Below are 26,676 nucleotides of genomic sequence, written 5' to 3'. Positions count from 1 at the left end.
TTCTAAGATGTGGGGATAATCATAAGCGAAGCAGAAAAATCCGTCATCTATTGATTAGAATTAATATTGTTTAACTTAGTGAGTATACTTTAAAGCCCTGCTTGTAACTTAATGCATAACATCACTCAAATATGGGTTTCGCTTCTCAGCGAGTTACTTTTCTTAGGTGGATAAGAAAAGTAACCAAAAGAAGTCCACCCCGTATATTGAGGTCGTCTAAACGACTACCCTCACCTCCATCAAGCCACTTAACGCACCGTAAAATACGTTCCATCCATGGCCCGAATTTTACTATTCAAAACGTCCTGTTTTGAATTGCTATGTCTGGATGGAGCTTCGGCTCAATATAAATGGGGGATAATTGGCAGTCGCTTAACCTACGTACTCACAAGCATCATTTCTTTGAACTCGGTACTTTGTAGATAAAAAACCTCTATCTATTGAAGCGATAATTCTCTAAATAAGGTAAAATCGCGTCAATTTTGTGGGTCATAACACCCTGCACAACCAGAATTTGTTAAAGGGCTGATTCACTCGCGTCATGAACAGTGAGCAGCCCGATGGCACAAGCTTTACGAGGAAATACGATGGCTAAGAAAAAATACAACGCCTTCTACGCCCAGTCCGGTGGTGTAACGGCTGTAATCAACGCAACCGCCTGTGGCGTTATCGAGGCGGCTCGCGCTTCTAAAAACATCGGCAAAGTTTACGCCGGTAAGAATGGCATCATCGGCGCTTTACGCGAAGAGCTGATCGACACCAGTAAAGAATCGAAAAAAGATATTGCTGGCCTGAAATTCACACCATCGGGTGCTTTCGGTTCTTGCCGCCATAAGTTAAAAAGCATTGAGGAAAACAAAGCTGAATACGAGCGTTTAATTGAAGTATTCAAGGCACATGATATTCGCTATTTCTTCTATAACGGTGGCGGTGACTCGCAAGATACCGCGCATAAAGTTTCCCAGTTAAGTGAAACCATGGGCTACCCGATCACCTGTATCGGTATTCCAAAAACCGTTGATAACGATTTACCAATCACTGATAACTGCCCAGGCTTCGGTTCGGTCGCTAAGTATGTTGCAGTATCGATTCGCGAAGCAGCTTTTGATGTTAAGTCGATGGCTGAGACCTCAACCAAAGTATTTGTTATGGAAGTGATGGGCCGTCACGCTGGCTGGATTGCTGCTGCGGGTGGCCTTGCCTGTGAAAAAGAAGGTGATGCTCCGCATATTATTCTGTTCCCTGAAATTGCATTCAACAAAGAAAAATTCCTCAAGAAAGTTGATCGTACCGTCAAGAAATTCGGTTACTGTGCAATCGTGGTTTCTGAAGGTACGGCATACAAAGACGGTACTTTCCTGGCAGATGCAGGAACGGTTGATGCCTTTGGTCATAAACAATTAGGTGGCGTAGCTCCAGTTGTTGCGAACATGATTAAAGACGAGCTGGGTTATAAATATCACTGGGCTGTTTCTGATTATCTGCAACGCGCTGCGCGCCACATCGCTTCAGCAACCGACGTAGACCAGGCTTATGCCATGGGTAAAGCAGCGGTTGAATTTGCTGATGCCGGAAAAAATGCGGTAATGCCGACGATTGTGCGTAAGAAAACCAAAAAATACAGCTGGACAGTTGGCGAAGCTAAGTTAGCGGATGTTGCCAATGTTGAGAAGATGATGCCACGCAGCTATATCACTCGTGATGGTTTTGGCATTACTGAAGAGTGCCGCCAATATCTACAGCCACTGATTCAGGGCGAATCATATCCTCCTTATAAAAACGGCTTGCCGCAATACGTTGAGCTAAAAAACGAATTGGTGAAAAAGAAGCTTAAAACTAAGTTTAAGATTTAGGTTTGTATTGTTCTAATTGCTCTCTTGTAGGGTGCGTCGTGACGCACCCTACAACTGCAGCTACCTTCATCTCTCCTGCTCCAAATTAAACTCAATCTTCACAGTCTGACCTTTAACAGAAATTGGTTGTCCATTATCCATTGCCGGTCTGAATTTCCATTTTTTCAATGCAGCTACAGCTTCTTTATCAAATGTTCTTCTTGGCTGCGCATCTAACACGTTAATATTAGACAGAGTTCCGCTAGTATCTACATCATATTGCAATAAGACCCAGCCCTCGATGCCCTGGCTTGCAGCAATAATAGGATAGTTAGGCTGCGCCTGAAACAGCGGCAAAGCACTGCGGCTATCCAATAACTCGTGTGGCGCTGGCGCTCCAATGATAGGTGCTTGGTAACTAACATCTACAGGTTCGAAATCTACTGTAGGAATATCCGGCGTATCAATAGTGGAAGCTCTTAACGGAACGGCCTCTCCGGCAGATGGTGCCACCGCTGGCGGCTGAGGCTTTGGCAACCTATTGGTTTTTGGCTGCTTCTCTGGAGGTAATGGTGTATCTACCAGTGTCACAACCTTTTGCTTTTCTACAACCTGATGATCACTATTAATCAGTTGGCTCATCAATAGCAATAACACCCCTGTTACAATCAGACCAATAAAACCCGCAGTGAAAATTTTCATACCCTTCTCCTTTGCTTTTTAAACTTTATTGTTCACCTATACAAACGACTATTCCTGGAGAAAGGGTTAATTTATTTTTAACAATGATTCTAAAATCAGTTAGAGTAAGGCCTTTGAGGGATATATATAATTATAAACAATGCTACTGATACCAGCCGAAAACCGAATTTCAAAGCAGAATCCGCCGATTCTGACCGTGCTTCTTATCATCGTTAACTGCTTCATTTTCTTTGTGCTCCAGTCAGGGGACGATGAGGTCTTCTATGAGGCAATGACGTTTTATGTTGAAGAAGATCTGCTCACTCTTGAGCAAAAAGCTTTAGAGGAGTACACACTTGAAGATAAAGGTGAGATATACGATCTACTTATAAATCCGAATGTACCCCAGGAAGCTTTGGTCCCGTATATACTGAATGATGGCCAATTTGCAAAATATGTTAAGACTCGCTCAGATTACTCAATGGAATGGCGTATAAAAAGAGAAAAGTTAGAGGCCATATTAGAAAATTCCATTACTGAAACTTATAGTTTTTCTACAACCGAAAGAAGCTTACTTACAGCTTTCACCAGCATGTTTTTGCATGCCGACTACATGCACTTACTCTCTAATATGGTGTTTCTTTTCTTGTTCGGCTACAACCTGGAGCTACTCATAGGTCGACCTAAAATGCTGTCCTTATACGTTATCTCCGGCCTATCGGCTGTCGCTTTCTTCTACATTACTTCAGGCGATAATGCTACAGGTTTACTTGGCGCTTCGGGTGCTATCGCAGGATTAATGGGCGGCTTTGCTGCATGGTACGGGTTGAAAAGTATCCGCTACTTTTATTGGTTTCTTATCTACTTTAATTATGTACGACTTCCTGGTGCCTTGGCCCTACTGTTCTTTTTAGCAAAAGAAGTCATTTATGATGTTACCAGCGAAGACAATGTTGCCTATATGGCTCACTTTGGTGGTTTGTTGGGCGGTGCTATCTGTGTCTGGCTATTTAAACTTATGAGCTTTAATCGTGAACGATCAATAGCCGGAGCTACAACCGAGTCCGTAGATATTCCAATAGAAGATGAAAGTGCCGATCGCATTGATGAGCATTATCGCCAAGGACTTGCAGCAACCCAAAACCTCGACTTCGATCAGGCCAAAACCCACTTTTATGCTGTCCTTAACGATCAGCCACACAACAAAGATGTGCTTAGTCGCCTATACAATCTGGAAAAGACCTCACCAGAATCAACCAGTTATGCACGGTTATGTGCGGACATTATGCAAGTTTCTATCCACAATGATTCAATAGCACCTCTTGCTGAGCAATGCATGAATGACCTGAAGCACAACGGTATTGGCTTTAAACCTATACCGGGAAATGTATTGTTAGATTATGCCCGTAAGCAGGTTCGCCATAAAAAAACCGAACCAATTAAACCCATCATCACCTTACTGGTTCAGCACTACAGTCATTTAGAAAAGTTACCAGACTTGTTGCTGCACTTTGCTTTTGCTGCTGGTCAAAATGGCGATTGGCAAGGAAAACAGAAAGTTCTGGGATTCGTTAGCAATAAGTATCCAGATACCTTTGCAGGTCAAGAAGCAAAAAAAGCGCTACAGGAAGGTTAACCCTGTGGCGCTTTCAATTGCTCATTAAAGATGCTTTATGGATTAGGGCTAAGCGTCTGTTTCATATTCATGCAAACTCCTAATAACTTTTCTGCTTCAATTTTATGGCTTCCATGCGGAAACTTGGCCAATAATTTGTTCAGCAAATCGATTGCCTTATCATCGTCGTTCATGACTTCAGCATAAAATTTAGCTTCTGCAGATAGAGCTTTTGCTAAATCCGGATCCTGCTCTAGTTTCTCTTGCATATCAGTAGTCAATTTTTCAACAACCGGCAAGAGCTTAGGATTACGGACTGCGCCAATCAATACAGCACGAGCATTCGCGTTCATGGGCTTAAAACGAGGCTCAAAGGAATCAATTTCCTGATAAAGTGCCAAAGCCTTCGGTGCGTGTTTGAATAGGTCTTTTTGCTCATAATAGGCTCGAGCAGCTTTAACGGTCGCTACTGGATTCTTACGCGCCATATTTAACTTAATAAGTCGCTCCAGAGCCTGTGAACTGTATTGGGTATTCTTAGCGGCTTCATATAAGGCTGACTCAGCATCATCAAAACGCCCTTCCTGAATATACACATCGGCATGCGCCAGCTTTCTTAACTCAGGTACCTGCTGAACATTTTCATTATTCATAATTTGCTCAGCGTCGATGCCATAACCTAATTCTGCATGGTATTGATAAACGGCATAGCCAAGCATACTGTGGATGTAAAGAAGTGACCATGATGCCAAGGCAAAAATTAAAAGGAAGGCGATTGGACCAGGAAACCAAAAATAAATTGAAACACTGGCCTTAATCAAACCTACCCCTAATAGCAATATAAATACTTTAAGGAGTAGGTATGGGAATCCAATGGCAATGATTGTTTTCAGTAATTCATTGGGCATCAAAGCGCTTGAAAGGTGTCTTGTCATAGCCAAGTTGATGATCATCGCAGAGTAGAGCAATCCAAATGCTATTGCTGAAATAAGAACAGCTTCATACATCTGAAACCAAAATAGGAGCACGAAATACAAGGATATAAAAAGATCTAAAGCTAGACCGGCTTTTCCTACTTCATCATCATTAAATGTAATGGCTTCATCGTAAGTTGGCGCTTCAAAGTCACCCCTCGCAACTTTTGTAACCACCTTCAAAGAATAACTGATTAATATGAAATAAAGAGCTAAATAAGTAAGCCATGTCAAAATAGATATGGACAAGAACGAAGTTATAAAACCTGCAGCTACACATATCGCTAAGAAAGACGCTACAAATCTAATAGCATTTCTATGTAGTGCATACTTTGCAAAATCATTCAGCTTATTCCAGAAAGGCTCAACCTGATCGCTGATGCCATAAGAATCCATGTGGTTTCGACACAATAAACAACGCGGTGCGTGCATACCGGGTTCGACATCGCAGCAGTCAATACAGAAAGGTGTGTCGCAATGATTACAATGCCACAAAGCTTTTTTATGTAGATGATATTTGCAGTTCATACCTAATCCTTGAACATTCATTTATAAGAATAATTGGTTTTTATGATTATTTTTTGAGACGCACCAGCCACTTTAGCAAAGGTAAGAGGAAATATGAACTTTCTGCGTGTATCGGATTGTAGTTGGAGGTGTTGGTAATATATTTACCAGGTGAAAATGGGCAGGCACATTGGCCTGCCCCTACCTTACCTCAAACGCAGTTATTGCTGAGGGCTTTATTTACTGCACTAGGCTTGAGAAGCGAAATAAATTCGCTCTCTGGCGCGGCAAATGGGCTGGTTAATTGAGGAGTTCACTAATAGTGAATGACGAAAATTAGCCAGCGCATTTAACAATGCCAGAGGTGAATTTAGACGCTTCCTACAATAGAGGGGCGATGACTAGAGAAACAATCGCCATAACATTAATCAAAATGTTCATCGATGGACCGGAAGTATCCTTGAACGGATCGCCTACGGTATCACCTACCACTGTCGCTGCATGAACATCCGAACCTTTGCCACCGAAGTTGCCTTTTTCAACATGCTTCTTAGCATTGTCCCAGGCACCTCCGGCATTGGCCATCATTAGTGCAAGCAATACGGCACTGACCAGAGCACCACCTAACATGCCACCCAGCGCTTCAGCACCTAAAAGGAAGCCCACTAAAGGCGGAGCTGCAACGGCAATCACACCTGGCAGGATCATTTTCTTTAATGCTGCATCTGTTGCAATGGCAACGCACTTTTCGGTATCTGGCTCAGCCTTGCCTTCAAGTAATCCTGTAATCTCTTTGAATTGACGACGGATTTCATGAATCATGGCGAAAGCGGCATCACCCACTGCGGTCATGGTGATTGAAGCAATCAGGAATGGAATCAAACCACCTATAAATAGCCCCATCAATACCTGAGGATCACCAATATGCAGAACAAAGTCATCGGCACCGTGCTTTGCATTCAGGGTTTCTACAAAGGCGGCAATGATTGCTAGCGCAGCCAGCGCGGCAGCACCAATGGCGAAGCCTTTACCGATTGCAGCAGTGGTATTGCCCAGCTCATCCAACGAGTCGGTAATTTCGCGAGTTTCTTTACCTAGGCCGCCCATTTCGGCAATACCACCAGCGTTATCCGCAACGGGACCGTATGCATCGATGGCCATGGTAATACCTACTGTCGCCAACATACCGACTGCCGCGATACCGACGCCATAAAGACCAGCAAGTTCGGTTGAGATAAAGATGATTGCCGCTAAGGTCAGTACTGGCACGACTACCGATTGCATACCAACGGCCAAACCAGAAATCATGACGGTTGCAGGACCTGTTTCACCCGACTTGGCGATATGACGGATTGGCGCACCAGAAGTGTAGTACTCAGTGACCAGACCTATGATGATGCCGCCGACAGCTCCGCACAACACTGCAAACCAGACATTGTTCGAAACATCCATATTCTGCAACAAGAAGTAGGCTGCAATTACAAAGAGTACTGCAGCACCGATAGTGCCAACGCGAAGTGCCACCTCGGGTTTGTTACTGGACATCATTTTAACAATCATGATGCCTAGAATTGAGCAAATCAGACCGACAGATGCTAGTGCTAATGGTGTTGCCATCAGAACATTTTGCGCCCCCAGATCGGAAGTGCTCATGGTTGCTGCAATCGCGATCGAGGCGATCATAGCTCCACAATAGGATTCGAAAATATCCGAGCCCATACCGGCCACATCACCCACGTTATCACCGACGTTGTCAGCAATTACACCTGGATTTCTTGGATCGTCCTCTGGAATTCCGGCTTCGATTTTACCAACCAAGTCCGCACCAACGTCTGCTGATTTAGTAAAGATACCACCACCGACACGACTGAATAATGCTACTGAGGAAGCCCCCATACCAAAACCATGAATGTAATGCGCAGATTCCGGGTCACCACCAAAGTACCAATAAAGCCCGCCAAGTCCAATTAACCCCAGCGATGCCACGCAAAGCCCCATGATGGAACCACCAAAGAAGGCTACACTTAAGGCTTCTGCAGCGCCTTTAGTATGGGCAGCTGTGGTCGTTCTGACGTTGGCTTTAGTTGCAGTGTACATACCGATATAGCCAGCCAAAGCAGATGACACTGCACCCACTGCAAATGCTAATGCGGTGTAGCCTCCGAGCGGAGAAAGCCAAAGTATAATAAGCAAAATGCCCGCAAACATGGCGAGCATTCTGTATTCTCTATTCATGAAAACCATGGCGCCTGAGTGAATGGCGTCACCAATTTTCTTAACCTTGTCTTCGCCTTCCGGGTATTTTTTTACGACGAAATAGATGATAAACGCGAAAGCCATACCTATTAGACCTAATAGTGGTGGCAAGATCATGTTGTCTGTCATACATCCCCCATTGTTGTTTCGATTGTTGTATTGAATGCTGTATTGATATTTATATGTTTGATTGTTATCGGTTTTTTGAAAACCTCGAATTCAGTCTATAGCAGTTTTTCGCTTTGTACAATTTTTATGCAGAATGTTCACTGATTATTCAATTTATTTTGTGAACAAAGGCCGTTATAATACGCGCCCTTCAAAGACTGAACGAATTTTATGCTCAAATGAGCACCGTTCATCGGGTTAACTCTCCTAACACTGAAAGGTAAAACAATGAGCTTGGACAATGTAGGTGCGGGTAAAAACGTACCGGAAGAAATCAACGTAATCATCGAAATTCCAGCACACAGCGATCCGATCAAATACGAAGTAGACAAAGAAACGGGTGCTTTGTTTGTCGACCGCTTCATGGCGACCTGTATGCACTACCCAACAAACTACGGTTATGTGAACAAGACGTTGTCAAAAGATGGCGATCCAGTGGACGTATTGGTTCCAACACCTTTCCCATTACTTCCAGGCTGTGTGATACCTTGTCGCCCAATTGGCGTTTTGAAAATGACCGACGAGTCAGGCGAAGATGCTAAAGTGGTTGCTATCCCTACGGGCAAACTAAGCTCAATGTATCAAGGCATTCATGAAATTGAAGAGCTGCCAGAATTGCTACGCAATCAGATTGAACACTTCTTTGAGCACTACAAAGATCTAGAGCCTGGTAAATGGGTTAAGATTGCTGGTTGGGAAGGTGCTGAAGCAGCTAAAAAAGAAATCCTGGAGAGTATGGAAGCTTACAACAATAATTAATAAGCTACTCCCTGCTCTAAATAAAAAAGCCTGCTCCTTGCAGGCTTTTTTGTTGTTTTAAACAATAATCTTCTGCAGCAATTGTCTTTCTTTCTGATACATCTCAATTAACTGCTGTTGTAACTGCAGATCGTTTGGTTGCTGCTCCAGCGCTGCTGTGTATTGTTGCTGAGCGTTACGCAAGTCTTTCAGTGATTGTCTGATGGATGGGTCAAGCCCGGCCTGAGACTGCTCTAACTGATAGCCCAGCTTGGCATAATACTGACTACTCGCTAATTCGAGGCTGGCAACGGTTAACTTGAAGCTTGTCAGGTCTGGTTGAGAGTTTATAGTTTGAGTTTGCGCCAATGTACCGTTTTCCACGTCCTGACTCTTCCAGGGAGAAATGGTATAGAAAGTTACTGCTAGCACCAACACTGCAGCCGCAGCCATTGGCTGCCAGAATTTTCGGTGAGTTACGACTGGCTGCTCAGCACTTTGGGCTGGTAACTCAGTTTGAGTAGTGGGCTGCTGTTCCAGTTTAGCCTGAATCTGCTGCCAACGATCGGGCGCATCAATGGCATCAGGCAATTGCTGTAAACGCTCAACAAGCGCTTTAGTTTCCTGTTCTGTTAAATGCTTATCTGACATACCATTACCTGTTCAAATTACTGATTACCGATTTCTGATTACAACCAGATTCGATCATCTTTCCAATTGCTCTTTAAGTAGCACTCTTGCTCGACTCAGGTGAGCTTTGCAGGTACCACTGGCGATACCTAATGTGTCGCCAATTTCTTCATGGGTCATGCCCATAATGTCATGCAGCAATAATACATTTCTAGCCTGCGCTGGCAATTTAACAATGGCTTTTTCCAGATCGATTTGCTGAGGGTGGTGAGTTGCTGACAGTTCATCCTCAAAAGCCTGTTGCCAATCCTGATCCGCATGGATTTCAATGTGGTTCTTGCGCTGCTCGTTCAAGACCACATTAACCGCAATGCGATAGACCCAGGTGCTGAACTTGCTATTGCCTTCAAATTTTCCCAATGCCTGCCAGGCCTTGATAAAAGCATCCTGCATATGTTCTTCGGCCAATGCCGGGCGCCCGGTCATACGCAAACACAGCAAATAAATCTTGTTACTGAACTGTCGATACAGTTGCTCAAACGCCTGCATATCCCCCTGCTTCGCTAATGCGACCAGCTGGTTTTCGTCATCTAAATCCATTTGTGTATGGGGCTGTAGTTGCAAGGCTGTGTTTTTCGCTGTGTTTAACCTTTAGATGCTCAGTCTAGCAAAATGGTTTAGTCACAGTCCTTTAATTTTTTGCCTATTCCCTAACACTTATATTTGTGCTTTCAGCCTCTTAGCTTTTCTTTTCCTTTCTCTTTCTTAGGGCACGCATAATTGCGCCAAGTCTAGTTTATCTACACTAAGCAAGTACAACGTAGTATAAAGGAAAGCTAAGCGCTGAAAAAAAAGGCCCTTGGGGAAGGGCCTAAATGGGGATGTCTTACTCTCTCATAGAGAAGAAATAAGAGAGTGACTTCACTTTCTACAGGGGGTAGAACCTTTGAGCAGACTTATGACTGGGAGGTAACTCCTGAAACAGTTTCTATCAGCTCTTTTCAGGAGTTATTATGAGGCGTTACATATAATTGATAAAATTGATTATCTTTATAACTTTAATAGCTCTTAACTATAAATGATAACCTACAACTATTATTAGCCACCCTTTAATAGATCAATCAAATCAATGGTGGCGGCATTGGCCCGTGAAATATACGAAGACATGACCAGTGAATGATTGGAGAAAAAGCCAAACTCATCGCCATTAAGAATCATCGGGCTCCAAATTGTCTCCTGCGTTGCTTCCAGTTCCATGATGATTTGCTGAAAGCTAGTACGCGCATTTTTATCTTCAAGTACATGAGCAAAATCTTTCTCAATCGCTTTCAGTAACTGTATCTGTGCCCAGGTTGCACCACGCGCTTCCCAGAATACATCATCAATCTGCATCCAGGGTGTCTTCACTGTGACAATCTGACTGGCTGGCGTGGACTGCTCGACAGAGGCATTGGACAGATGGGTGCTAATTCTTGAACGGCCAACGCTGGCACTGAGGTTTTGTGACAGACTTCCTAAACGTTTACTGAGAATCTCTAACCAGAAGCTAAGGTTATCTGCTCTAGCATAAAACTCAGTATTAGTATCTTTTGGATTCGCTAGCCGATCACGATACTCCCTTAGAAAGCGTACGCCCTTTCGATACTCACGTTCCGCTCTAGGAAACATCCATTTAGTATGTTGAATATTAAACGCTGGCTCGGCAAATTTGAGAGCCTCGTCTTCCAGAGACTGTGACTGCGAACGACTCATATCATTACGCAGTACTTGAGCCATGTCGCGAATCTGTACCAAAGCACCAAATTCAAAGGCAGGCATATTATCCATGAAGATGCTGGGCGGCATGATGTCATTACTGAGGAAGCCTCCGCTTTTATTCAGCAGCTTTTCCACTATCTGCGCTGTTGTTTCTACCGTTACGTAGCCACGTGGTATCTCGCCAACGTAAGTTTGCTCAATAGAGTCCACGTCTACCGGTTCAGGTTCAGAACTCCAGATAAAAACAAAAATCAGCATTAAAACCAACAGAACGATAATGCCAGCAAAAATAGCCGTCCATTTCTTCCGGCTAGTTCCTTTACCGTTGATTGCATCAAATTCAATATCAGATTCACTCATGCTTTGCGTATCCCTATGATTAGCGTAACTTTGCTCTGTTTCTATCTAGCTTGACGAACTTTAAAGGCAACCTCAATAGGTTCCCTATCCTTAAAATGTAAACGGATATTATAGCTCTGGCCCTCCACCAAGGGCTCTTTAACACCCATGATCATGATGTGTTTTGCGCCTGGCTGGAAAACCAGTTCATCATCAATAACTAATTCATCAAGGTGTTCCATCTTAGCCATGCCATCGACGACTTTGGATTCATGCATCATGGCGTGGTTTGCCCAGTCCAGCGACACATCTTCTAACACAATCGGAGCATCGGTATTGTTTTTGATGGTCATAAAGCCCGCTGTGCTACCGACGCCTTCAGGCATTAATCTTAACCAGGGATCAACAACTTCAATATCTGATTTAGGTTGTGAGCAGGCAGCCAACAAACCCAAAGTAACGATGGAAAGAAGTAAAAATCTCAAGAAATAGTTCATAGTTCAGCTAAATTGGAAAAATGGATGTGATGCGAGTATTGTACTGACAAACTCATGTTAACTCTATGACCAACTTATGAAGACCATTATCGATCCAGCTCCGACGCCAACCATCCCAGTCATTAATGTTATTGACTCTGACAGCGATGAAGGTTTCTCGACTGGCTCAGAGCCGATTTATGAAAGTGAATTCCCGGTCAGACGAATCTACTGTGTTGGTAGAAACTATGCTGCCCATGCCCGCGAGATGGGCCATGATGAGCGTGAAGCACCTTTTTTCTTCAGCAAACCGGCTGACGCCATTGTCGTTAATCCTAAAAGACTTGCCTACCCAAGAATGACCAATGATTTGCACCACGAAGTAGAACTGGTAGTTGCCATCGGTGAGCCTGCAGAATCGGTTTCCGTAGAACAGGCAGAACAGTGTATTTTGGGTTACGCCTTGGGAGTTGACCTGACCAAGCGCGATCTTCAAGCGGAGGCTAAAAGCAAAGGACGACCATGGGATCTGGCAAAAGGTTTTGACCAATCCGCACCGATCAGCTCAATTATTCTAAAAGAAGAATTAGGAGTGGTAACGTCTGGAAAGATTTCGTTATCAGTTGATAATGACCTCAAACAATCTGCAGATATCAGCGATATGATTTGGTCCATTCCGGAAATCATCAGCGAGCTGTCCAAACATATTGCTTTACAGCCAGGTGATCTGATTTTTACAGGAACGCCTGAAGGGGTTGGCCCCATTGAAAAAGGTCAATTAGTTCAGGCAGAAGTATTAAATCGATTGAAACTGGCATTTACGGTTGTTTAACCTGATTTCCAGTATTGAACAGAAAAGGGCGGCTCATGAACCGCCCTTTTTTATACAACCTTAATTAGGTTACAGAGTCTGATAAATAAAGGTTACTATCTGATCGGGTTTGATAAAGTTTTTGCCATTTTCTTCATCATATTTTGCGCTTGGTTTTGCCGCTAAAACATCTTCCAGACTCATGCCTTTGTCTTTCAGTGCAGCTACTGCATTACGCAAATCTTTTAACATGGCCACAAACTCAGAGAGTTCTTTCTTATTGGACATAGGACCATGTCCCGGAATAATCTGAGTCTCATCATCGGCTAATGAAAGCCCTTTCTCGACTGCCGCAATATAACCATCAACAGTACCACCGCTGCTCACATCAATGAATGGATAACCGATATTGAAATAGGTATCCCCCATGTGCAGTACATTGTCATTAGCAAAATAGATAATGGCATCGCCATCTGTATGTGCGTTGGCGACATGATACACGCGCATCTCATCACCATTCAGATGTAAACTTAACTCGCTATCAAAGGTGATAACTGGCAAAGCACCTTCAGGTGCTGGTTCAACTTTGCGACCAAGCGATGACATTTCAAGACCAGTGCTCATTCGCTGTCTGACATTATCGTGGGCTACAATTACAGTGCCACTTTTAGCAAAGTTTTCGTTACCACCGATATGGTCGCCATGCCAGTGAGTATTGATGATATAACTCACAGGTTGCTCTGTAACTTCGCTGATCGTCGCTTTAATTTTGTCGCTCAGCCTACCGTACTGATCATCAATCATGTAAACGCCATCTTCACCAACAGACAGTCCGATATTACCGCCCTGTCCAAACAAAACGTAAAGACCGTCAGTTAGCTTCTGCGCCTTAACTTCTACTTCATGCTCTACCCCTGCATGAGCAAAAGCCTGGCTACTGCAGAAGAGCATCAGGCCCACGGTTGTAATTGTTTGCTTTAACATAGTTCCTTTTAACATTGATCCGATAAACATAGTCTTACCCCATATTTGTTTACATTCGCGGTCTACAGTTTAACCGAAACTTATGTAAAATAATTGTGAATAGACCTAACAAACACTAAGAGAATTTTTATGGATACCCAGAAGGCACAAGCGTTTATCGATAAAAAGTGGGACGATGAAATTGTTCCCGAGTTGATTGAATACATTAAAATTCCTAACAAATCGCCGCATTTTGACCCTAAGTGGGATGAGCACGGCTACATGGAACAGGCCGTCCAGCAGATTGCCAATTGGTGCGAAGCACAGGATATCCCAAATAAGTCACTGGAAATTGTCAGAATTCCCGGTAGAACGCCGCTTATTTTCATGGAAATTGCTGCCAGCGATGGCACAAACAATCCATCTGATGACACGATTTTGATGTATGGGCACCTGGATAAACAGCCAGAAATGTCTGGCTGGGAAGAAGACCTTGGTCCATGGATTCCAGTAATGCGTGACAACAAGCTGTATGGTCGTGGTGGTGCTGACGACGGCTACGCAGCTTATGCATCATTAACGGCTTTGATGGCCATCCAAAAACAAGGGCTACCTCACGCACGAACTGTAGTAATTATCGAAGCCTGTGAAGAATCGGGCAGCTATGACCTACCCTATTATATTGATCAGTTACGTGATCGTATCGGCGAGCCTTCATTAGTCATCTGTCTGGACTCCGGTGCAGGCAACTACGAACAACTCTGGTGCACCATGAGTCTGCGCGGCATGGCCAGTGGCACCTTAAAAGTTGATGTGCTTCGAGAAGGTATCCACTCAGGAATGGGCAGTGGCGTTGTTCCTTCATCATTCCGAGTTATTCGCCAACTACTGAACAGACTGGAAGATGACAAGAGTGGTCGATTACTACCCAAAGAATTTTATGCGGATATCCCGCATCAGCGTCTTGAACAAACTCTGAAAGTTGCGGAAGTGCTTGGTGATGGCATCGTCGAAGCATACCCGTTCGTCGAAGGCGTCGAGCCGATGGCGGAAAACAACTTTGAGCGTTTACTTAATCGTAACTGGCGACCCGCGCTTTCCTACACCGGTGCATCAGGTATGCCAGAGATCGAAAATGCAGGTAACGTCTTACGACCAACCACATCATTGAAATTATCGCTTCGCCTACCACCCACTGCTGATAGTGAAAAAGCAACAGAAGCTCTTAAGCGAATCTTAACCGAAGACCCACCGAGCAATGCCAAAGTCAGCTTTGAGCCTGATCAAGCTGGTGACGGCTGGAATGCTCCGGATGTTGCTCCCTGGTTAGCCGACTCTTTAGAGCGCGGTTCGCAGAACGTTTATGGCAAACCAGCCATGTACATGGGCGAAGGTGGTACGATTCCCTTTATGGGAATGCTGGGTGAAAAATTCCCAGAAGCGCAGTTTATGATTACCGGTGTGCTTGGACCAAACTCCAATGCCCATGGCCCGAATGAGTTTTTGCATATTCCATTCGCTAAAAAACTCACCACCTGTGTGTCTCAGGTGATCGTTGATCATTACAAGCGGGGGTAATCTAACCTTGTTTGATGGGTTACGCTTTTTAAGCTAACCCATCCTATAAGCTAAGGTAGAAACTTTCAGCCTCGCACCCCAAATCCCCCTTTTGATTGAGCTGAGTAATAACCAATCCATAGCAATTCAAAACAGGAAGTTTTGAATAGTAAAATTCGGGCCAAGGATGGAACGTATTTTACGGTGCGTTAAATGGCTTGGTTTTTACGAAGGGAGTTTCGCAATGCGAAACCTCAATCATGGGGTGTCCTTTCTTTTGGTACCTTTTCTTTAGACAAGTAAAGAAAAGGTACTCGCCGAGGGGCGAAAAGCAGAAATTAAAGGAATGATATTAAGGAGCACATGGATTTACCCAAGGGCATTCACTTTGGTCACCCTCCTTCGCAGGCGACCGTAGGAAGTGCCGGTGGTGAATGACGCATGGAATAAAATAAGGCAATCACAACCAATCCGTCAGCACAAAACCAACCCCAAGGCGATTCACATGACGGTTATAATCAATCAGGCTTTCTCCATAGCCATTAAAATATTGAACGTAACCCCGTAGCTTTCCGTCATCATCCAGCGGGAAGGTCCAGTCCAATTGAATGGCACCTTTGTTATCACTGCGTAGATTATTTCGAATCATGACACCAAAGTTCTGATCGTCCCATTTATACGCAGTGTAAAGTTCGAAGTATCCCATATAATCATCAATATCAGGATTATCATCGCCATCAGGCTGTGCAGGATCTTCTTTCTCTTCTTCAGGAATTCTCCACCAGGGATTAAACAGAACAACCCAGCGGTCTTTTTCAAATGCCATACGTGCATACAATCGATTCCAGCTTCTAGACTTTAGACCACTTTGTCCATTGGACTGATGCGAAACACCTGCTGAGAATACCGGGATCTGCCATCCACCTATTTTCCAATCGGTTGCCCATCCTGCGTAAATTTCTGGCTCATGATTGGTTTCACGAAATGGACTGGATACATCAGAGTTATAAGCCTGCCAATATGACTGTCCGGTGTAGGCAAAAAATAAGGCGCTATTATCTCCAAATGGCTCTTCCCAGATCGGCGTTTTAAAGCTTACCTGGAACTTAACTTCGATATTATCAACATCTCTATTCTCACCCACAGCATCCAGACTTTCCTGGTTGGGCCTATTATTGAAGGTGACCGGTAGTAGATAGTTAGGTTTATGAGGCAGGATCGCAAATCGATTATCGCTGGCGCGGTATTCCAGTCTTAAACGCTTTTTCAATACATCAGAGTCTTCCTGCACAGTTTCGTCTGAAGCTTCCCCTGACTCATCGGTAAAACTATCCTCAGCCAACAGCTCCTTGCTTGGTCTATAAATCGCTAAGTTACTGTCTTTAGAGCAATATGCCTGAATTTCTGAGATTGGAGTATCTTTGTCTCGCTTATCAAATTCCTGTAACACACAACGATCATAATCTTCCTTAAAGCTCTGCAAAGTCTCTTTGGAGTGATCGAAAATGTCTTTTTGTTCATCTGATTCAGGTACCGATTGAGCACCTTCTTCCGCAGTAAAGCCCGCATGAGAATTTAAAAGAAGTAATGTCGCGCCAAACCAAAGCAATGCTCTAGATGTCATAGGATTACTGATTATGTGGATTAAGATTGACGAAAATTGTAGCAGATAAAAATGAAGAGAACATGAATTGTTATGATAAGTGGGAACAATGACAATAAGCCAAACAGGTAACCTCATTGAGAGGCTACCTGTCTAACTCATCGACTACCCCTCCACAACTTGCTTGAGGTTTTGCAGACCTTTTTCATATTGAGGGCCGACAGCTCCCTCCATCAGGAAGTACCCGACATAACGGCCCATCAGGTCGTTGCCAAAATCAACATCAAAGGTCCAGGTTACTCGAGTTTCCTCATATGAAATTTCATCAAGCAGGAAAGAGCTCTCGGCAGGCATCTGTTCCTGACCAAACTTCATCTCGAACTTAACCGCATTGGGATAATTACTTTCAATAATTTTATAGGTTCCTGAACCCACTTCCGGCATTTGGCTATCCCATGCCATAGTCGCGCCAACACCACTGTTCGGCCCAGTAAATGTATAGCTTGCATTAGGATCAATTTCCGCCCACGGCGACCAATTATTAAAGTTTTGAAGATTGTTTACTTGATTGAAAACTGTGTCTTTAGTAGCGCTCACAGTAATAGAACGCTCGACATGACGGGTTTGCGGCAGGAGGAAACCAACCACAACCAGAACAACGGCAAGAACCGCGATAATGATTAGTAACCATTTTAGGAACTTCATAGAACCTCCAACATTCAGGGAGAAATTCTACTTTAGCCTAAACTAATGCAAATTTGCAACTTTAGTGACACAGTTCACGTTTTAGCGAACAGCTGTGCGCTGATTGAATTTAACGTAAATGACATTCCAAGTAAGCATTAGCGTACTCTTCTAAATCACCCTGTAGGTAATCTGGATAAATGTCGAAGCCATAATACTCTCGGTCATGTTCCCAACGCTTCTTGAGTTCTTGGTATAAAATTTCTGCGTCAGATTCTATTTGTTTTTTAATTTCATCATAGTCTTTTCGATCAGCGTATAGCCGCTGAATGCTGTTTCTCCAACTGACCGAATCTAAAAACATACTTTTTAAAGCCGGATCGCTTTGATGAATATCCCTTTGCAACTTTTCATAGGCCAAACTTTTTGCAATCAACTCTTGAATAACTTTCTGATTACCCGACTTTGCGTCTAATCTCTTTGCCGCCATATCAAGTAACAGCGTCATTTCAAAAATCGCACCAACCTTTCCAAAAATAGCAGCGTTATAAAGATAACTCTCACCTTCATTAATGCCATCAAGATCCACTTTATGGTTATTCACAATATCTTTGGTTTGCTCCGAACTACGATAACGACTGTCAGGGCCTGAGAGCCTAACCCCTAAAGCCGAAAACCAAATTTTCTCCGAACCATAAATAATCATAGCCTTAGCATCATTTGAATCAGCAAGAGTTTTCAATGTTTCAAAAGGCATTCCTTGATACACCCCCTCTCCTGCCAGCTCATCTTCACTAAGGTAAAAGTCCTGAATCGTTTGATTTAACTGCTTATCCAGTTCCGGATACTGCTCTGCTAATTGCTCTTTACACACATTCGATGGAAGTTTTTCCGAAATGCCTTTAAGACCAGACTCATCATCTGTGGCATTAATTTCTTGCGAAGTTGGGGTAAGCTGAACAGAATTATCTTTTGACGGATTATCTTGAGTATCCTGAGAGGCATGCTGCGAAGTTGAATTATGATTGACAGTAAAATTTTCAGGTACGGGCCATAACGCAGCTAACACCAGCAAACTAATTAATAATAAGAGTATCAAGATCTTCTTCATAAATCGCTAAAGCTCCTTCAAGCACTTCCAGTCCTGCGCCTTTTTTATAGGCGTTCTCACTAAGATAACGGCGCCATAATTTGCCTTTAGGTTGGGCAAAGAACAGGCCAAGAATGTGGCGGGTCATGTGTCCTAAATAAATATCCTGATCCAACTGACTTTGTATATAGTCCATGTATTCTCGGGCAATCTCGATACGCGATGGGATTGAGTAATTTTTACCGTAGAAGCGATTATCCACTTCGGCTAGGAAATAAGGATTGTGGTATGCCTCGCGTCCAATCATGACGCCATCGGCGTGTTGCATGTGTTCTTCAGCCTGCTCCAGCGTATTGACTCCACCATTAACAATTATCTCCAGTTCAGGAAAATCTTTTTTGACCTGATAAGCAATATCGTATCTAAGCGGTGGGATTTCGCGGTTTTCTTTAGGGCTGAGGCCGCTGAGCCAGGCTTTTCGTGCATGAATGATAAAGGTTTTAACACCGGCTGATTGTACCGTATTAATGAAATGATGCAGGTGTTCATACGAGTCCAGATCATCAATCCCAATTCGACTTTTTACCGTAACCGGTACATCAACCACATTGGCCATCGCTGACATGCACTCAGCAACCAGTTCAGGTTCTGCCATCAGACAGGCACCAAACCGCCCATTCTGAACACGGTCGCTGGGACAACCAACATTCAGATTGATTTCGTCATAACCATAGTCTTCGCAGATTTTAGCGCAATGAGCCAAATCCTTAGGATCGCTGCCACCGAGTTGCACCGCAACGGGATGCTCTTCCTGATTATATTTCAGGTGACGTTCAGCTCCGCCGTGAATAATGGCACCTGTAGTAATCATTTCAGTGTAAAGCACTGCATGCTTAGTGATCAGGCGCATAAATCGTCGCTGATGACGATCAGTCCAGTCCAGCATTGGGGCTATGCAAATTTTGCGGTCTAGGGCTTTGCTCACGATTCGATTACTATTAGGAGATTGTACTTTGGGGCGCTATTATATGATCCTTTGCCATAAGACCCCAGCATTTTGGCCAAATTGGTCGGGGTCAACTGTTTAATGAGAAGGCGCTCAGTGATATGAGTGCGGGAGATAAGACATGACAACTATACGACTTGCAGCACTTGGCATTTTAGCCATCATTCTTAATGGTTGTGCCACACTTTCTGAAACGGAATGTGCATCAGGTAACTGGTATCAGATTGGTTACCAGGACGGTAAATTCGGCCGTGACTCAGACTATGTTCTAAATCATGAATCAGCCTGTATCGAATATGGGGTAAGAATTGATCGCAACCAATATGAACAGGGACGCCAAAAAGGCCTGGAAGTCTATTGCACACCTCATAACGGCTTCCAGCATGGTGTTAATGGCAACTACTCCAATCAAAACTGCGTCGCAGGTTTCCCTGAATATTCAGGTAGTTACAAAGATGGCTTATTTTCACGCCACGAGAATCTACAGGTTCAGTTGGACGAGTTAATGCGTGAACACGAAATCCTGCGCCAGGCCATTCGTCGTATTGAAGACGAGAAAGAAAAAGAGCGCCTGAGCCTAGAGCTGGATGATATTGATAAGCAGATTCAGAATACAAAGAATCAGATTAGTCGAGTGAATTACCTGTTGGATATGTATCGGTAAGACTGATCAAAAAAACGGGGCAAAGCCCCGTTTTTTTTTACGCCAATACTTTTTGATTAACGATTTCTTAACGCTTCAATACGCTGATCCAGCGGAGGATGCGACAGGAATAAACTACCGAACTTCTCCTGGAAAGAACCCGTACGACCATTCTTCAAACCGAATGCGGTAAATGTCTCACCCATATCAGAAGGCATGTCATATTCGACTTTCAATTTCTCAAGTGCTGAAATCATAGCACCTGTTCCAGCCAGCTCTGCACCCGCTTCATCAGCACGGAACTCACGACGACGCGAGAACCACATAACGACAATACTGGCAAGAATAGTCAAAATAATCTGCGCGACCATCACCGAAATAAAGTATCCGATGCCATAACCGCGCTCATTCTTCAGGATTACACGATCAACAAAATGACCAATCACACGCGAGAAGAATAATACGAAGGTATTCACGACACCTTGAATCAAAGTTAAGGTAATCATGTCGCCATTGGCTACGTGCCCAATCTCATGCGCCAAAACCGCGCGCACTTCGTCACGGTTCATGCGCTGCAATAGACCTTGGCTCACAGCAACCAATGATTTGTTTTTATTCCAGCCAGTAGCAAATGCATTCGACTGAGGTGATGGGAAAATACCCACTTCAGGCATGCCCACATTCGCGTCACGCGCTAAATCTGCCACGGTATTGACCAACCACTGTTCCGTTTCATTGCGTGGGTTGTCGATGACCTGCACGTGCATCGAACGCTTGGCCATCCATTTCGACATTAGTAACGAAATAAATGAGCCTGCGAAGCCAAAAATACCACAGAAAATCAATAAAGCATTGAGGTTAAGATCAACGCCGTTTTCAGCCATGATGCCATTGAAGCCAATAAGGTTAAGTACCGTACCAGCCAACGCTAAAATGGCAAAGTTGGTTAACAGAAATAAACCAATTCGTAACATGTGTTTCTCCGTAAAATAAAACTGCTCAGGTTGAGCACACACTGATGACTACTATATTGGGATTTTATAGCAATACACAAGTCAATTTAGAGTCAATCAATCGGTTAAGTTGTAAATAAGTATAAACCTACAACAAATAATTAAATATCAATAACTTAATTAACCAATAAAACCCTATCGCTGCTAGCAGGATGAGCAGGATAAGCTTATTGTTTTTGCTCCATTTAGACATACTAGGTAAAAAAGTTCTGCATAGGCTCAGTTCAATCAGGCTTTAACAACTCTGTTTCTTTTTGGCTTGAGGAATACCATTTTAATGACAAGGTAGAGTCCGCTCAGGGTCATGAATAATGCTAAGAAGGCTGCGAACACCACTAACGGATGGTTGAAGTCAGTACGATTTTTGTAGTCCATAATGTGTAGCATCCAAAAGAAATCAAACACTCGCCAAGTGTCATTGCGTCTGGCAACCACATCCCCGCTCTGTGGCGAAATATAGACTCGGGTATTATCGCTGTCGTTAAACTGCGCCTGCCAGATGGGCAGATCTTTGCCTCGCACCTCGCCCAACTCTTCTGATAGCAACTGGATACTAGCCAGCTCCCCTTCTCCGCTAAAATCAGCCAAAGCAACCTGACGTGCCATCGACTCATCCAATGGCGAAAGTTTCTGTCCGGTAGTGGCATCGACGATAGCCTGTTTACCTTCAGACTGGGCAACCCACACTGGATTTCCCAGTAAACCTTTCAAAGTCATGCTCTCTGGCTCGAAATCAATCTGCTGCAGTGCCTGGGTGGCTGTAATTGAAATATCGCTATTCAGAGTATAGGCCGCTGGTTGTGCCATGGTGTGCTCGCCGCGCACTTTTTCGATATCGAAAAAGGTCATTACAAAGCCGCCAGCTGCCCAGAACAACACCTGAATACCTATAACCAAACCAAGCCATTTGTGGAATTTACGGAAAAAAACAATCGGTTTCATAAAGAATCACTTATAGAAAAAATAGTAAATTTAATCGCTGATATGGATAACCAGCTGTCGAGTATGACTACCGTGTCTGTGTTCCCAGAGATAAGTACCCTGCCAGGTTCCAAGTGCTAACCGTCCATCCACAATTGGGATACTTAGTATAGTAGCAGTCAGTGCTGCTTTGATGTGCGCAGGCATGTCGTCTGCGCCTTCGTAAATATGAGTATAAAGAGGATCATTTTCGGGGACCAGGCGATTGAGCCAGTTTTCCAGATCATGCCTGGCGCTGGGATCGGCATTTTCCTGAATCAACAAACTACAGGACGTATGGCGTACAAAGATATGACAGATGCCAATACTCTTGTTAGCCTTTCTGACCACCGCCTCCAGCTCACGAGTAAATTCATGCAGAGCTTGGCCACTCGTTTTAACGGTTAGTGTTTCAGAAAAGCCCATGTCACATCTCGTTGGATTTATCTTTGTAGTAGAACCTGACTCGCTTGGTCACTCCGCAGAATAAAGTATAGGGAATGGTATCGGCATGGGGAGCCACGCGCTCGGCAGGTAATTCTTTGCCCCACAGTACTACCCTGTCACCGACCACATCCTGACAGTCTGGCCCTAAATCTACCGCCAGCATATCCATGGACACTCGGCCAACCAATGGCACCGTGCGACCATTAACCCAGACCGGCGTGCCGTTTTTGGCATGACGCGGATAGCCATCACCATAGCCAATCGCAACCAAGCCTAAATTGGTATCGCGATCTGCAAACCAGTGGCGGCCATAGCCGGTCGACTCGCCCTTTTTTATGGGCTTTATCGCCAGTACCTGCGACTCTAATGACATAACCGGCTTTAAATCATACTCAGACGCTTCGCTGCCAATTAAAGGTGAGCAACCGTACAGCAATAGGCCTGGTCGCACCCAATCATAATGCGCGTCTTTTTGCGTCAGAATACCAGCCGAGTTGGCCATCGATTTTTCGGTAGTGATGTGTTTGGTCGCCTGATCAAACGCTTCCAGCTGAGTGGCTGAGAAATCATCTTCCGGATCATCTGCCGATGCGAAGTGAGACATCAGTCGAATAGGATTGGCCAGACAGCTAATGTTAGACAGGGTTGATTCAATCAGCGCCAAATCCTGCAAAGCAAAACCTAAACGATGCATGCCTGAATCCAGTTTGACCCAGACTTTAATCTGCTTATCGGTTTTGAAATTTTGCAACGCTTCAATTTGTGGCCAATGATGCAGAACCACTTCAAGATCATGCTCCACCACCAGCTCCAGATCTTTGGCATTGAAAATGCCTTCGAGCAAAAGGATTGGCGTTTTTATGTCCGCTTTGCGCAAAGAAAGCGCTTCCTGCACCGTCGCCACCGCGAACATATCCGCGTCTTTGGTCAGTGCTTTGGCAATCTGTACCAGACCATGCCCATAGGCATTGGCCTTGACCACCGCCATGACACGGCTGCCGCTGGCAATGGATTTAATGGTTCTGAGATTGTGGCGCAGAGCCGCAAGATCAATTACTGCTTTGGTTGAGCGCATAAAGTCACCCGCTATTAATAGCCTTGCGCTTCGTAATCTTGATGCGCGAGGTTATCAAATCGACAGAACTGCCCCTGGAAGCTGAGCTCGACGCTACCAATTGGACCGTTACGCTGCTTACCAATTTTGATTTCGGCAATGCCTTTTCGTTCCGTTTCAGGGTGATACACCTCGTCGCGGTAAATGAATAGAATCAAATCCGCATCCTGCTCAATCGCACCCGATTCACGCAAATCCGACATCACCGGACGACGATCGCTTCGTTGCTCCAAGGAGCGGTTAAGCTGTGACAATGCAATCACCGGAACTTCCAGCTCTTTGGCCAGCGCTTTCAATGATCGGGAAATCTCACTGACCTCCAGTGTACGGTTGTCACTCATGCCTGGCACCTGCATCAACTGCAAGTAATCGACCATAATCAGACCCACACTTCCGTACTCGCGCGCCACACGGCGTGAACGCGAGCGCATCTCCGCTGGCGACAGACCGCCCGCATCGTCAATTAATAATTTGGTATGGTTTTTCAGCTGCAATACGCCGCTATTGAATTTGTCCCAGTCTTCACTTGACTGAATTTGACCAGAACGAATCTTGTTCTGCTCCAGTCGACCCAATGAGGAGATTGAACGCATGATGATCGACTCACTCGGCATCTCAAGACTAAACACTAAAACAGGCTTTTCCTGATTCAGAGCCACATTTTCTACGATATTCATGGCAAAGGTGGTTTTACCCATCGACGGACGAGCCGCCACAATCACCAGATCACCCGCCTGCAAACCGGAGGTCATCTTATCAAGGTCGGTGAATCCAGTCGCCAGACCTGTGATACCGCCTTTGGTCTTTTGGATAGTCTCAATCCGTTGAATCGTACTTTTAAGAATGTCCTCAACCTTGCTCGGACCTTCGCCGCTGGCTTCGCGAGCCTGCGAAATGGCAAATACCTTACGCTCCGCCATATCCATCAACTCCGCCAGGCTACGACCCTTTGGATTGAAACTAGCATCAGCAATTTCATTCGATGCCGAAATCAACTGGCGCATAATCGCCTTTTCACGCACGATCTCAGCATAAGCCCGAATATTAGCGGTACTTGGCGTGTTTTGCGCCAAATCACCCAGAAATGCAAGACCAATATCCGACTCACCCTTATGCTCAAGGTGCTCCGACAAAGTAATCACATCCATCGGCTTCGCCATATTGGCCAGCTCTTCCATCGCCTTGAAAATCTCGCGATGGTTCTTCACATAAAAGTCCGTGGACAACAGCATCTCAGACACCATCTCCCACACTTCATTATCCAGCATGACACCACCAAGCACCGACTGCTCGGCCTCGATAGAATGCGGAGGAACTTTTAAGTCTTTGATTTTATTATCTGATTGATTGGCTGTAAGCATTTTAAGGTTCTAGCGTTAACAATAAGTTTTGGCCGCATTCAAAACACAGAACACGCACCCATTCATAAACCACAAGAGTTTACCACGTAAGCCATTTTAACTCTTATGCAATCAACAGCAATACAATAAAGCTTTGGATGACTTGAGGATAAGTTGTGGATAAGTGTCACCGATAAACTGGCGAAAACATAAAGTCTCCGTCACTCCCGCGAAGGTGACCAACGGAAATACCCGCGGTGAATGACGCGACTGGAGTTATAGATTCAACTACTCCCATGTCATGAAAGAGTACTGTCAGTTGTAATGAAAGACCAATGATAATAAAGTCTTAGGCACTCATTTATTACAAACTTCCTTTATAAAATGAAAATTACAATTTCAATTCTCGTACTTGCTTTAATAATCACAAATGTCTTTTGGTTCTATCAAGTTATTGATGCAAAGGTAACGCTATCATATCGTGATCAGCATATTGAAGCCTTAGAGGAAACTAGGGAGCAACTTATGTCCATACTCCCTGATGTGACTAAAAACACAACCAAGGAAGAAATAATCAAGGCTGCGAGTAAATATACTAAGCAACAAGTGTTTGAAAAGGATGGCTGTACTTGGGTTGGTAAATTAGGTTTAAAGTTTGATGAAAACAATAAATTACAATCAGTATCACCTTTGTGGTCATTCGGAGAAAAAGATCCATGCTACCCTACCTAGCAACAATATTATTATCCCTTATGGCTAGTGTTGAATCAGCCAAAAAAGAATGCTCAGTTGGTGATGAGTGCATTTTAGTTGGAGAAATACAGGTGAGTTACACCCCACCGGTTCCAACAGCAATTTTAGACTTAGGAAAATACTGCGTACCTCTCGCACTTGATAGCAAACAACTTTCTCAATACAAAGAAGAGAACACAAAGGTAATAGTCAAAGGTAAAGCTTTATCAAATTACAAGGTCCCACAAGATGTTCTCACGTACAAAGTCGAGGCACGAAATTTGAGCACTATGTGTTCAAGCGACTATATACTTTGGGTTTTGAGTATAGAGGATATTTAATAAAGGTGATTAGCAAGACCTTATGTAAAGGAAAAAAGTGACTTCGGGGTTTGTATTGAATATACCTCGATTTCAAACATCGGAAGTACCATTGGTGCGCTGATACTAATCGAGGCTACGGACAAAGAAAATGAGTAAAGCATTTGAAAAATGGACAAAATGGTTCTGGTGGACAGCAGGCTCAATCTACATAATTGGAACTGCTCTCGCGCTATTTCTGGAAGCTGAAACAGTCTTCAATACCTTTACATCTGTTATATCGGTAATTGTTTATAACTTTTTATCAGTAGCACTAGTGGGTAGTGTTCTTTATGCCATATTATCTCTACCAATTTTGCTACTGATCAAACGAAAACACTCTCGAAGTCATTCGAGCCAAGACTAAGCATTTAATCAAC

25 protein-coding genes are annotated in these 26,676 nt (G+C 44.0%); 8 read left to right on the top strand and 17 right to left on the bottom strand.

The annotated features are described in order from the left end of the window. The first annotated feature begins 587 nt into the window (after positions 1-587). Positions 588-1,853 carry a 6-phosphofructokinase gene (locus B158_RS0110185; RefSeq protein WP_018625268.1) on the top strand — a complete coding sequence of 422 codons (1,266 nt, stop codon included), beginning with the start codon at positions 588-590 and terminating at the stop codon, positions 1,851-1,853. A 66-nt stretch (positions 1,854-1,919) separates the two neighbouring features. Here the strand turns inward: B158_RS0110185 and B158_RS0110180 are convergent, their stop codons facing one another. Then, positions 1,920-2,534: an energy transducer TonB gene (locus tag B158_RS0110180; protein ID WP_018625267.1), complete on the bottom strand. Its 615-nt coding sequence runs from the start codon at positions 2,532-2,534 to the stop codon at positions 1,920-1,922. A 139-nt stretch (positions 2,535-2,673) separates the two neighbouring features. Here B158_RS0110180 and B158_RS0110175 point away from each other — a divergent pair, with 139 nt between their 5' ends. Further along, positions 2,674-4,149 (top strand): rhomboid family intramembrane serine protease, encoded by a 1,476-nt coding sequence (locus tag B158_RS0110175; protein ID WP_018625266.1) that lies wholly within the window; start codon positions 2,674-2,676, stop codon positions 4,147-4,149. A gap of 35 nt (positions 4,150-4,184) precedes the next feature. On the opposite strand, the gene B158_RS0110170 is transcribed toward B158_RS0110175, so the two are convergent. Both B158_RS0110170 and B158_RS0110165 read right to left on the bottom strand, forming a co-directional pair. Continuing rightward, entirely contained in the window at positions 4,185-5,630 is a 1,446-nt protein-coding gene (locus B158_RS0110170; protein ID WP_033414106.1) for a B-box zinc finger protein, read from the bottom strand. 360 nt (positions 5,631-5,990) lie between these two features. Then, positions 5,991-7,994 carry a sodium-translocating pyrophosphatase gene (locus B158_RS0110165; protein WP_018625264.1) on the bottom strand — a complete coding sequence of 668 codons (2,004 nt, stop codon included), beginning with the start codon at positions 7,992-7,994 and terminating at the stop codon, positions 5,991-5,993. A 267-nt stretch (positions 7,995-8,261) separates the two neighbouring features. Here B158_RS0110165 and ppa point away from each other — a divergent pair, with 267 nt between their 5' ends. Further along, entirely contained in the window at positions 8,262-8,792 is a 531-nt protein-coding gene (ppa, locus tag B158_RS0110160) for an inorganic diphosphatase (RefSeq protein WP_018625263.1), read from the top strand. 57 nt (positions 8,793-8,849) lie between these two features. On the opposite strand, the gene B158_RS0110155 is transcribed toward ppa, so the two are convergent. The 4 genes from B158_RS0110155 to B158_RS0110140 form a co-directional block, all read right to left on the bottom strand. Next, the gene (locus B158_RS0110155; protein WP_018625262.1) at positions 8,850-9,422 is read right to left on the bottom strand and encodes a hypothetical protein; all 573 of its coding nucleotides are present in this window, start codon (positions 9,420-9,422) and stop codon (positions 8,850-8,852) included. Positions 9,423-9,476: 54 nt separating this feature from the next. Beyond that, positions 9,477-10,001, bottom strand: a complete 525-nt coding sequence (locus B158_RS0110150; protein WP_018625261.1) for an RNA polymerase sigma factor — start codon at positions 9,999-10,001, stop codon at positions 9,477-9,479. Between the two features lie 498 nt (positions 10,002-10,499). Continuing rightward, positions 10,500-11,519: a DUF2333 family protein gene (locus B158_RS0110145; RefSeq protein ID WP_018625260.1), complete on the bottom strand. Its 1,020-nt coding sequence runs from the start codon at positions 11,517-11,519 to the stop codon at positions 10,500-10,502. 41 nt (positions 11,520-11,560) lie between these two features. Next, positions 11,561-11,995, bottom strand: coding sequence for a copper chaperone PCu(A)C (locus tag B158_RS0110140; protein WP_018625259.1), 435 nt, complete (start codon positions 11,993-11,995; stop codon positions 11,561-11,563). 76 nt (positions 11,996-12,071) lie between these two features. On the opposite strand from B158_RS0110140, the gene B158_RS0110135 reads away from it, so the two are divergent. Then, the gene (locus B158_RS0110135) at positions 12,072-12,806 is read left to right on the top strand and encodes a fumarylacetoacetate hydrolase family protein (RefSeq protein ID WP_018625258.1); all 735 of its coding nucleotides are present in this window, start codon (positions 12,072-12,074) and stop codon (positions 12,804-12,806) included. Between the two features lie 69 nt (positions 12,807-12,875). Here B158_RS0110135 and B158_RS0110130 read toward each other — a convergent pair whose 3' ends face one another. Continuing rightward, a complete protein-coding gene (locus tag B158_RS0110130; protein WP_033414149.1) occupies positions 12,876-13,769 on the bottom strand; it encodes an MBL fold metallo-hydrolase in 894 nt (297 codons plus the stop codon). 129 nt (positions 13,770-13,898) lie between these two features. Here B158_RS0110130 and B158_RS13065 point away from each other — a divergent pair, with 129 nt between their 5' ends. After that, positions 13,899-15,326 carry a M20 family metallopeptidase gene (locus tag B158_RS13065; RefSeq protein WP_018625256.1) on the top strand — a complete coding sequence of 476 codons (1,428 nt, stop codon included), beginning with the start codon at positions 13,899-13,901 and terminating at the stop codon, positions 15,324-15,326. A 439-nt stretch (positions 15,327-15,765) separates the two neighbouring features. Here the strand turns inward: B158_RS13065 and B158_RS0110120 are convergent, their stop codons facing one another. From B158_RS0110120 to dusA, 4 genes are all read right to left on the bottom strand, one after another. Further along, positions 15,766-16,929, bottom strand: coding sequence for a phospholipase A (locus tag B158_RS0110120; RefSeq protein WP_018625255.1), 1,164 nt, complete (start codon positions 16,927-16,929; stop codon positions 15,766-15,768). 144 nt (positions 16,930-17,073) lie between these two features. Further along, positions 17,074-17,613 (bottom strand): SRPBCC family protein, encoded by a 540-nt coding sequence (locus B158_RS0110115; RefSeq protein ID WP_018625254.1) that lies wholly within the window; start codon positions 17,611-17,613, stop codon positions 17,074-17,076. A gap of 109 nt (positions 17,614-17,722) precedes the next feature. After that, on the bottom strand, positions 17,723-18,703 hold the full coding sequence (locus B158_RS0110110) for a hypothetical protein (protein ID WP_018625253.1): 981 nt from the start codon (positions 18,701-18,703) through the stop codon (positions 17,723-17,725). Next, positions 18,669-19,628 (bottom strand): tRNA dihydrouridine(20/20a) synthase DusA, encoded by a 960-nt coding sequence (gene dusA / locus B158_RS0110105; RefSeq protein ID WP_018625252.1) that lies wholly within the window; start codon positions 19,626-19,628, stop codon positions 18,669-18,671. Before dusA ends, B158_RS0110110 begins: the two co-directional genes overlap by 35 nt. A 181-nt stretch (positions 19,629-19,809) precedes the next feature. Between dusA and B158_RS0110100 the strand changes: the two genes are divergently transcribed. After that, positions 19,810-20,352, top strand: a complete 543-nt coding sequence (locus B158_RS0110100; RefSeq protein WP_018625251.1) for a DUF2799 domain-containing protein — start codon at positions 19,810-19,812, stop codon at positions 20,350-20,352. A gap of 56 nt (positions 20,353-20,408) precedes the next feature. On the opposite strand, the gene htpX is transcribed toward B158_RS0110100, so the two are convergent. The 5 genes from htpX to dnaB all read right to left on the bottom strand — a co-directional run bounded on the left by htpX (position 20,409) and on the right by dnaB (position 25,226). After that, positions 20,409-21,305, bottom strand: a complete 897-nt coding sequence (gene htpX, locus B158_RS0110095) for a protease HtpX (protein ID WP_018625250.1) — start codon at positions 21,303-21,305, stop codon at positions 20,409-20,411. A 267-nt stretch (positions 21,306-21,572) separates the two neighbouring features. Beyond that, entirely contained in the window at positions 21,573-22,286 is a 714-nt protein-coding gene (locus tag B158_RS0110090) for a PepSY domain-containing protein (RefSeq protein ID WP_018625249.1), read from the bottom strand. A gap of 30 nt (positions 22,287-22,316) precedes the next feature. Further along, complete coding sequence (locus B158_RS0110085; RefSeq protein ID WP_018625248.1) at positions 22,317-22,730, bottom strand: secondary thiamine-phosphate synthase enzyme YjbQ; 414 nt, start codon at positions 22,728-22,730, stop codon at positions 22,317-22,319. A gap of 1 nt (position 22,731) precedes the next feature. Further along, on the bottom strand, positions 22,732-23,826 hold the full coding sequence (alr, locus tag B158_RS0110080; RefSeq protein ID WP_018625247.1) for an alanine racemase: 1,095 nt from the start codon (positions 23,824-23,826) through the stop codon (positions 22,732-22,734). A 14-nt stretch (positions 23,827-23,840) separates the two neighbouring features. Further along, the gene (gene dnaB, locus B158_RS0110075) at positions 23,841-25,226 is read right to left on the bottom strand and encodes a replicative DNA helicase (protein ID WP_018625246.1); all 1,386 of its coding nucleotides are present in this window, start codon (positions 25,224-25,226) and stop codon (positions 23,841-23,843) included. Between the two features lie 363 nt (positions 25,227-25,589). On the opposite strand from dnaB, the gene B158_RS0110070 reads away from it, so the two are divergent. Continuing rightward, on the top strand, positions 25,590-25,937 hold the full coding sequence (locus B158_RS0110070) for a hypothetical protein (protein ID WP_018625245.1): 348 nt from the start codon (positions 25,590-25,592) through the stop codon (positions 25,935-25,937). Positions 25,938-26,408: 471 nt separating this feature from the next. Beyond that, complete coding sequence (locus tag B158_RS0110060; protein ID WP_018625243.1) at positions 26,409-26,663, top strand: hypothetical protein; 255 nt, start codon at positions 26,409-26,411, stop codon at positions 26,661-26,663. Positions 26,664-26,676 lie beyond the last annotated feature (13 nt).

Source organism: Kangiella aquimarina DSM 16071 (assembly GCF_000374105.1).
Taxonomy (GTDB): domain Bacteria; phylum Pseudomonadota; class Gammaproteobacteria; order Enterobacterales; family Kangiellaceae; genus Kangiella; species Kangiella aquimarina.
The sequence above is the reverse complement of the archived record's forward strand: the minus strand, read 5'-3'. Positions and strand labels throughout refer to the sequence as shown.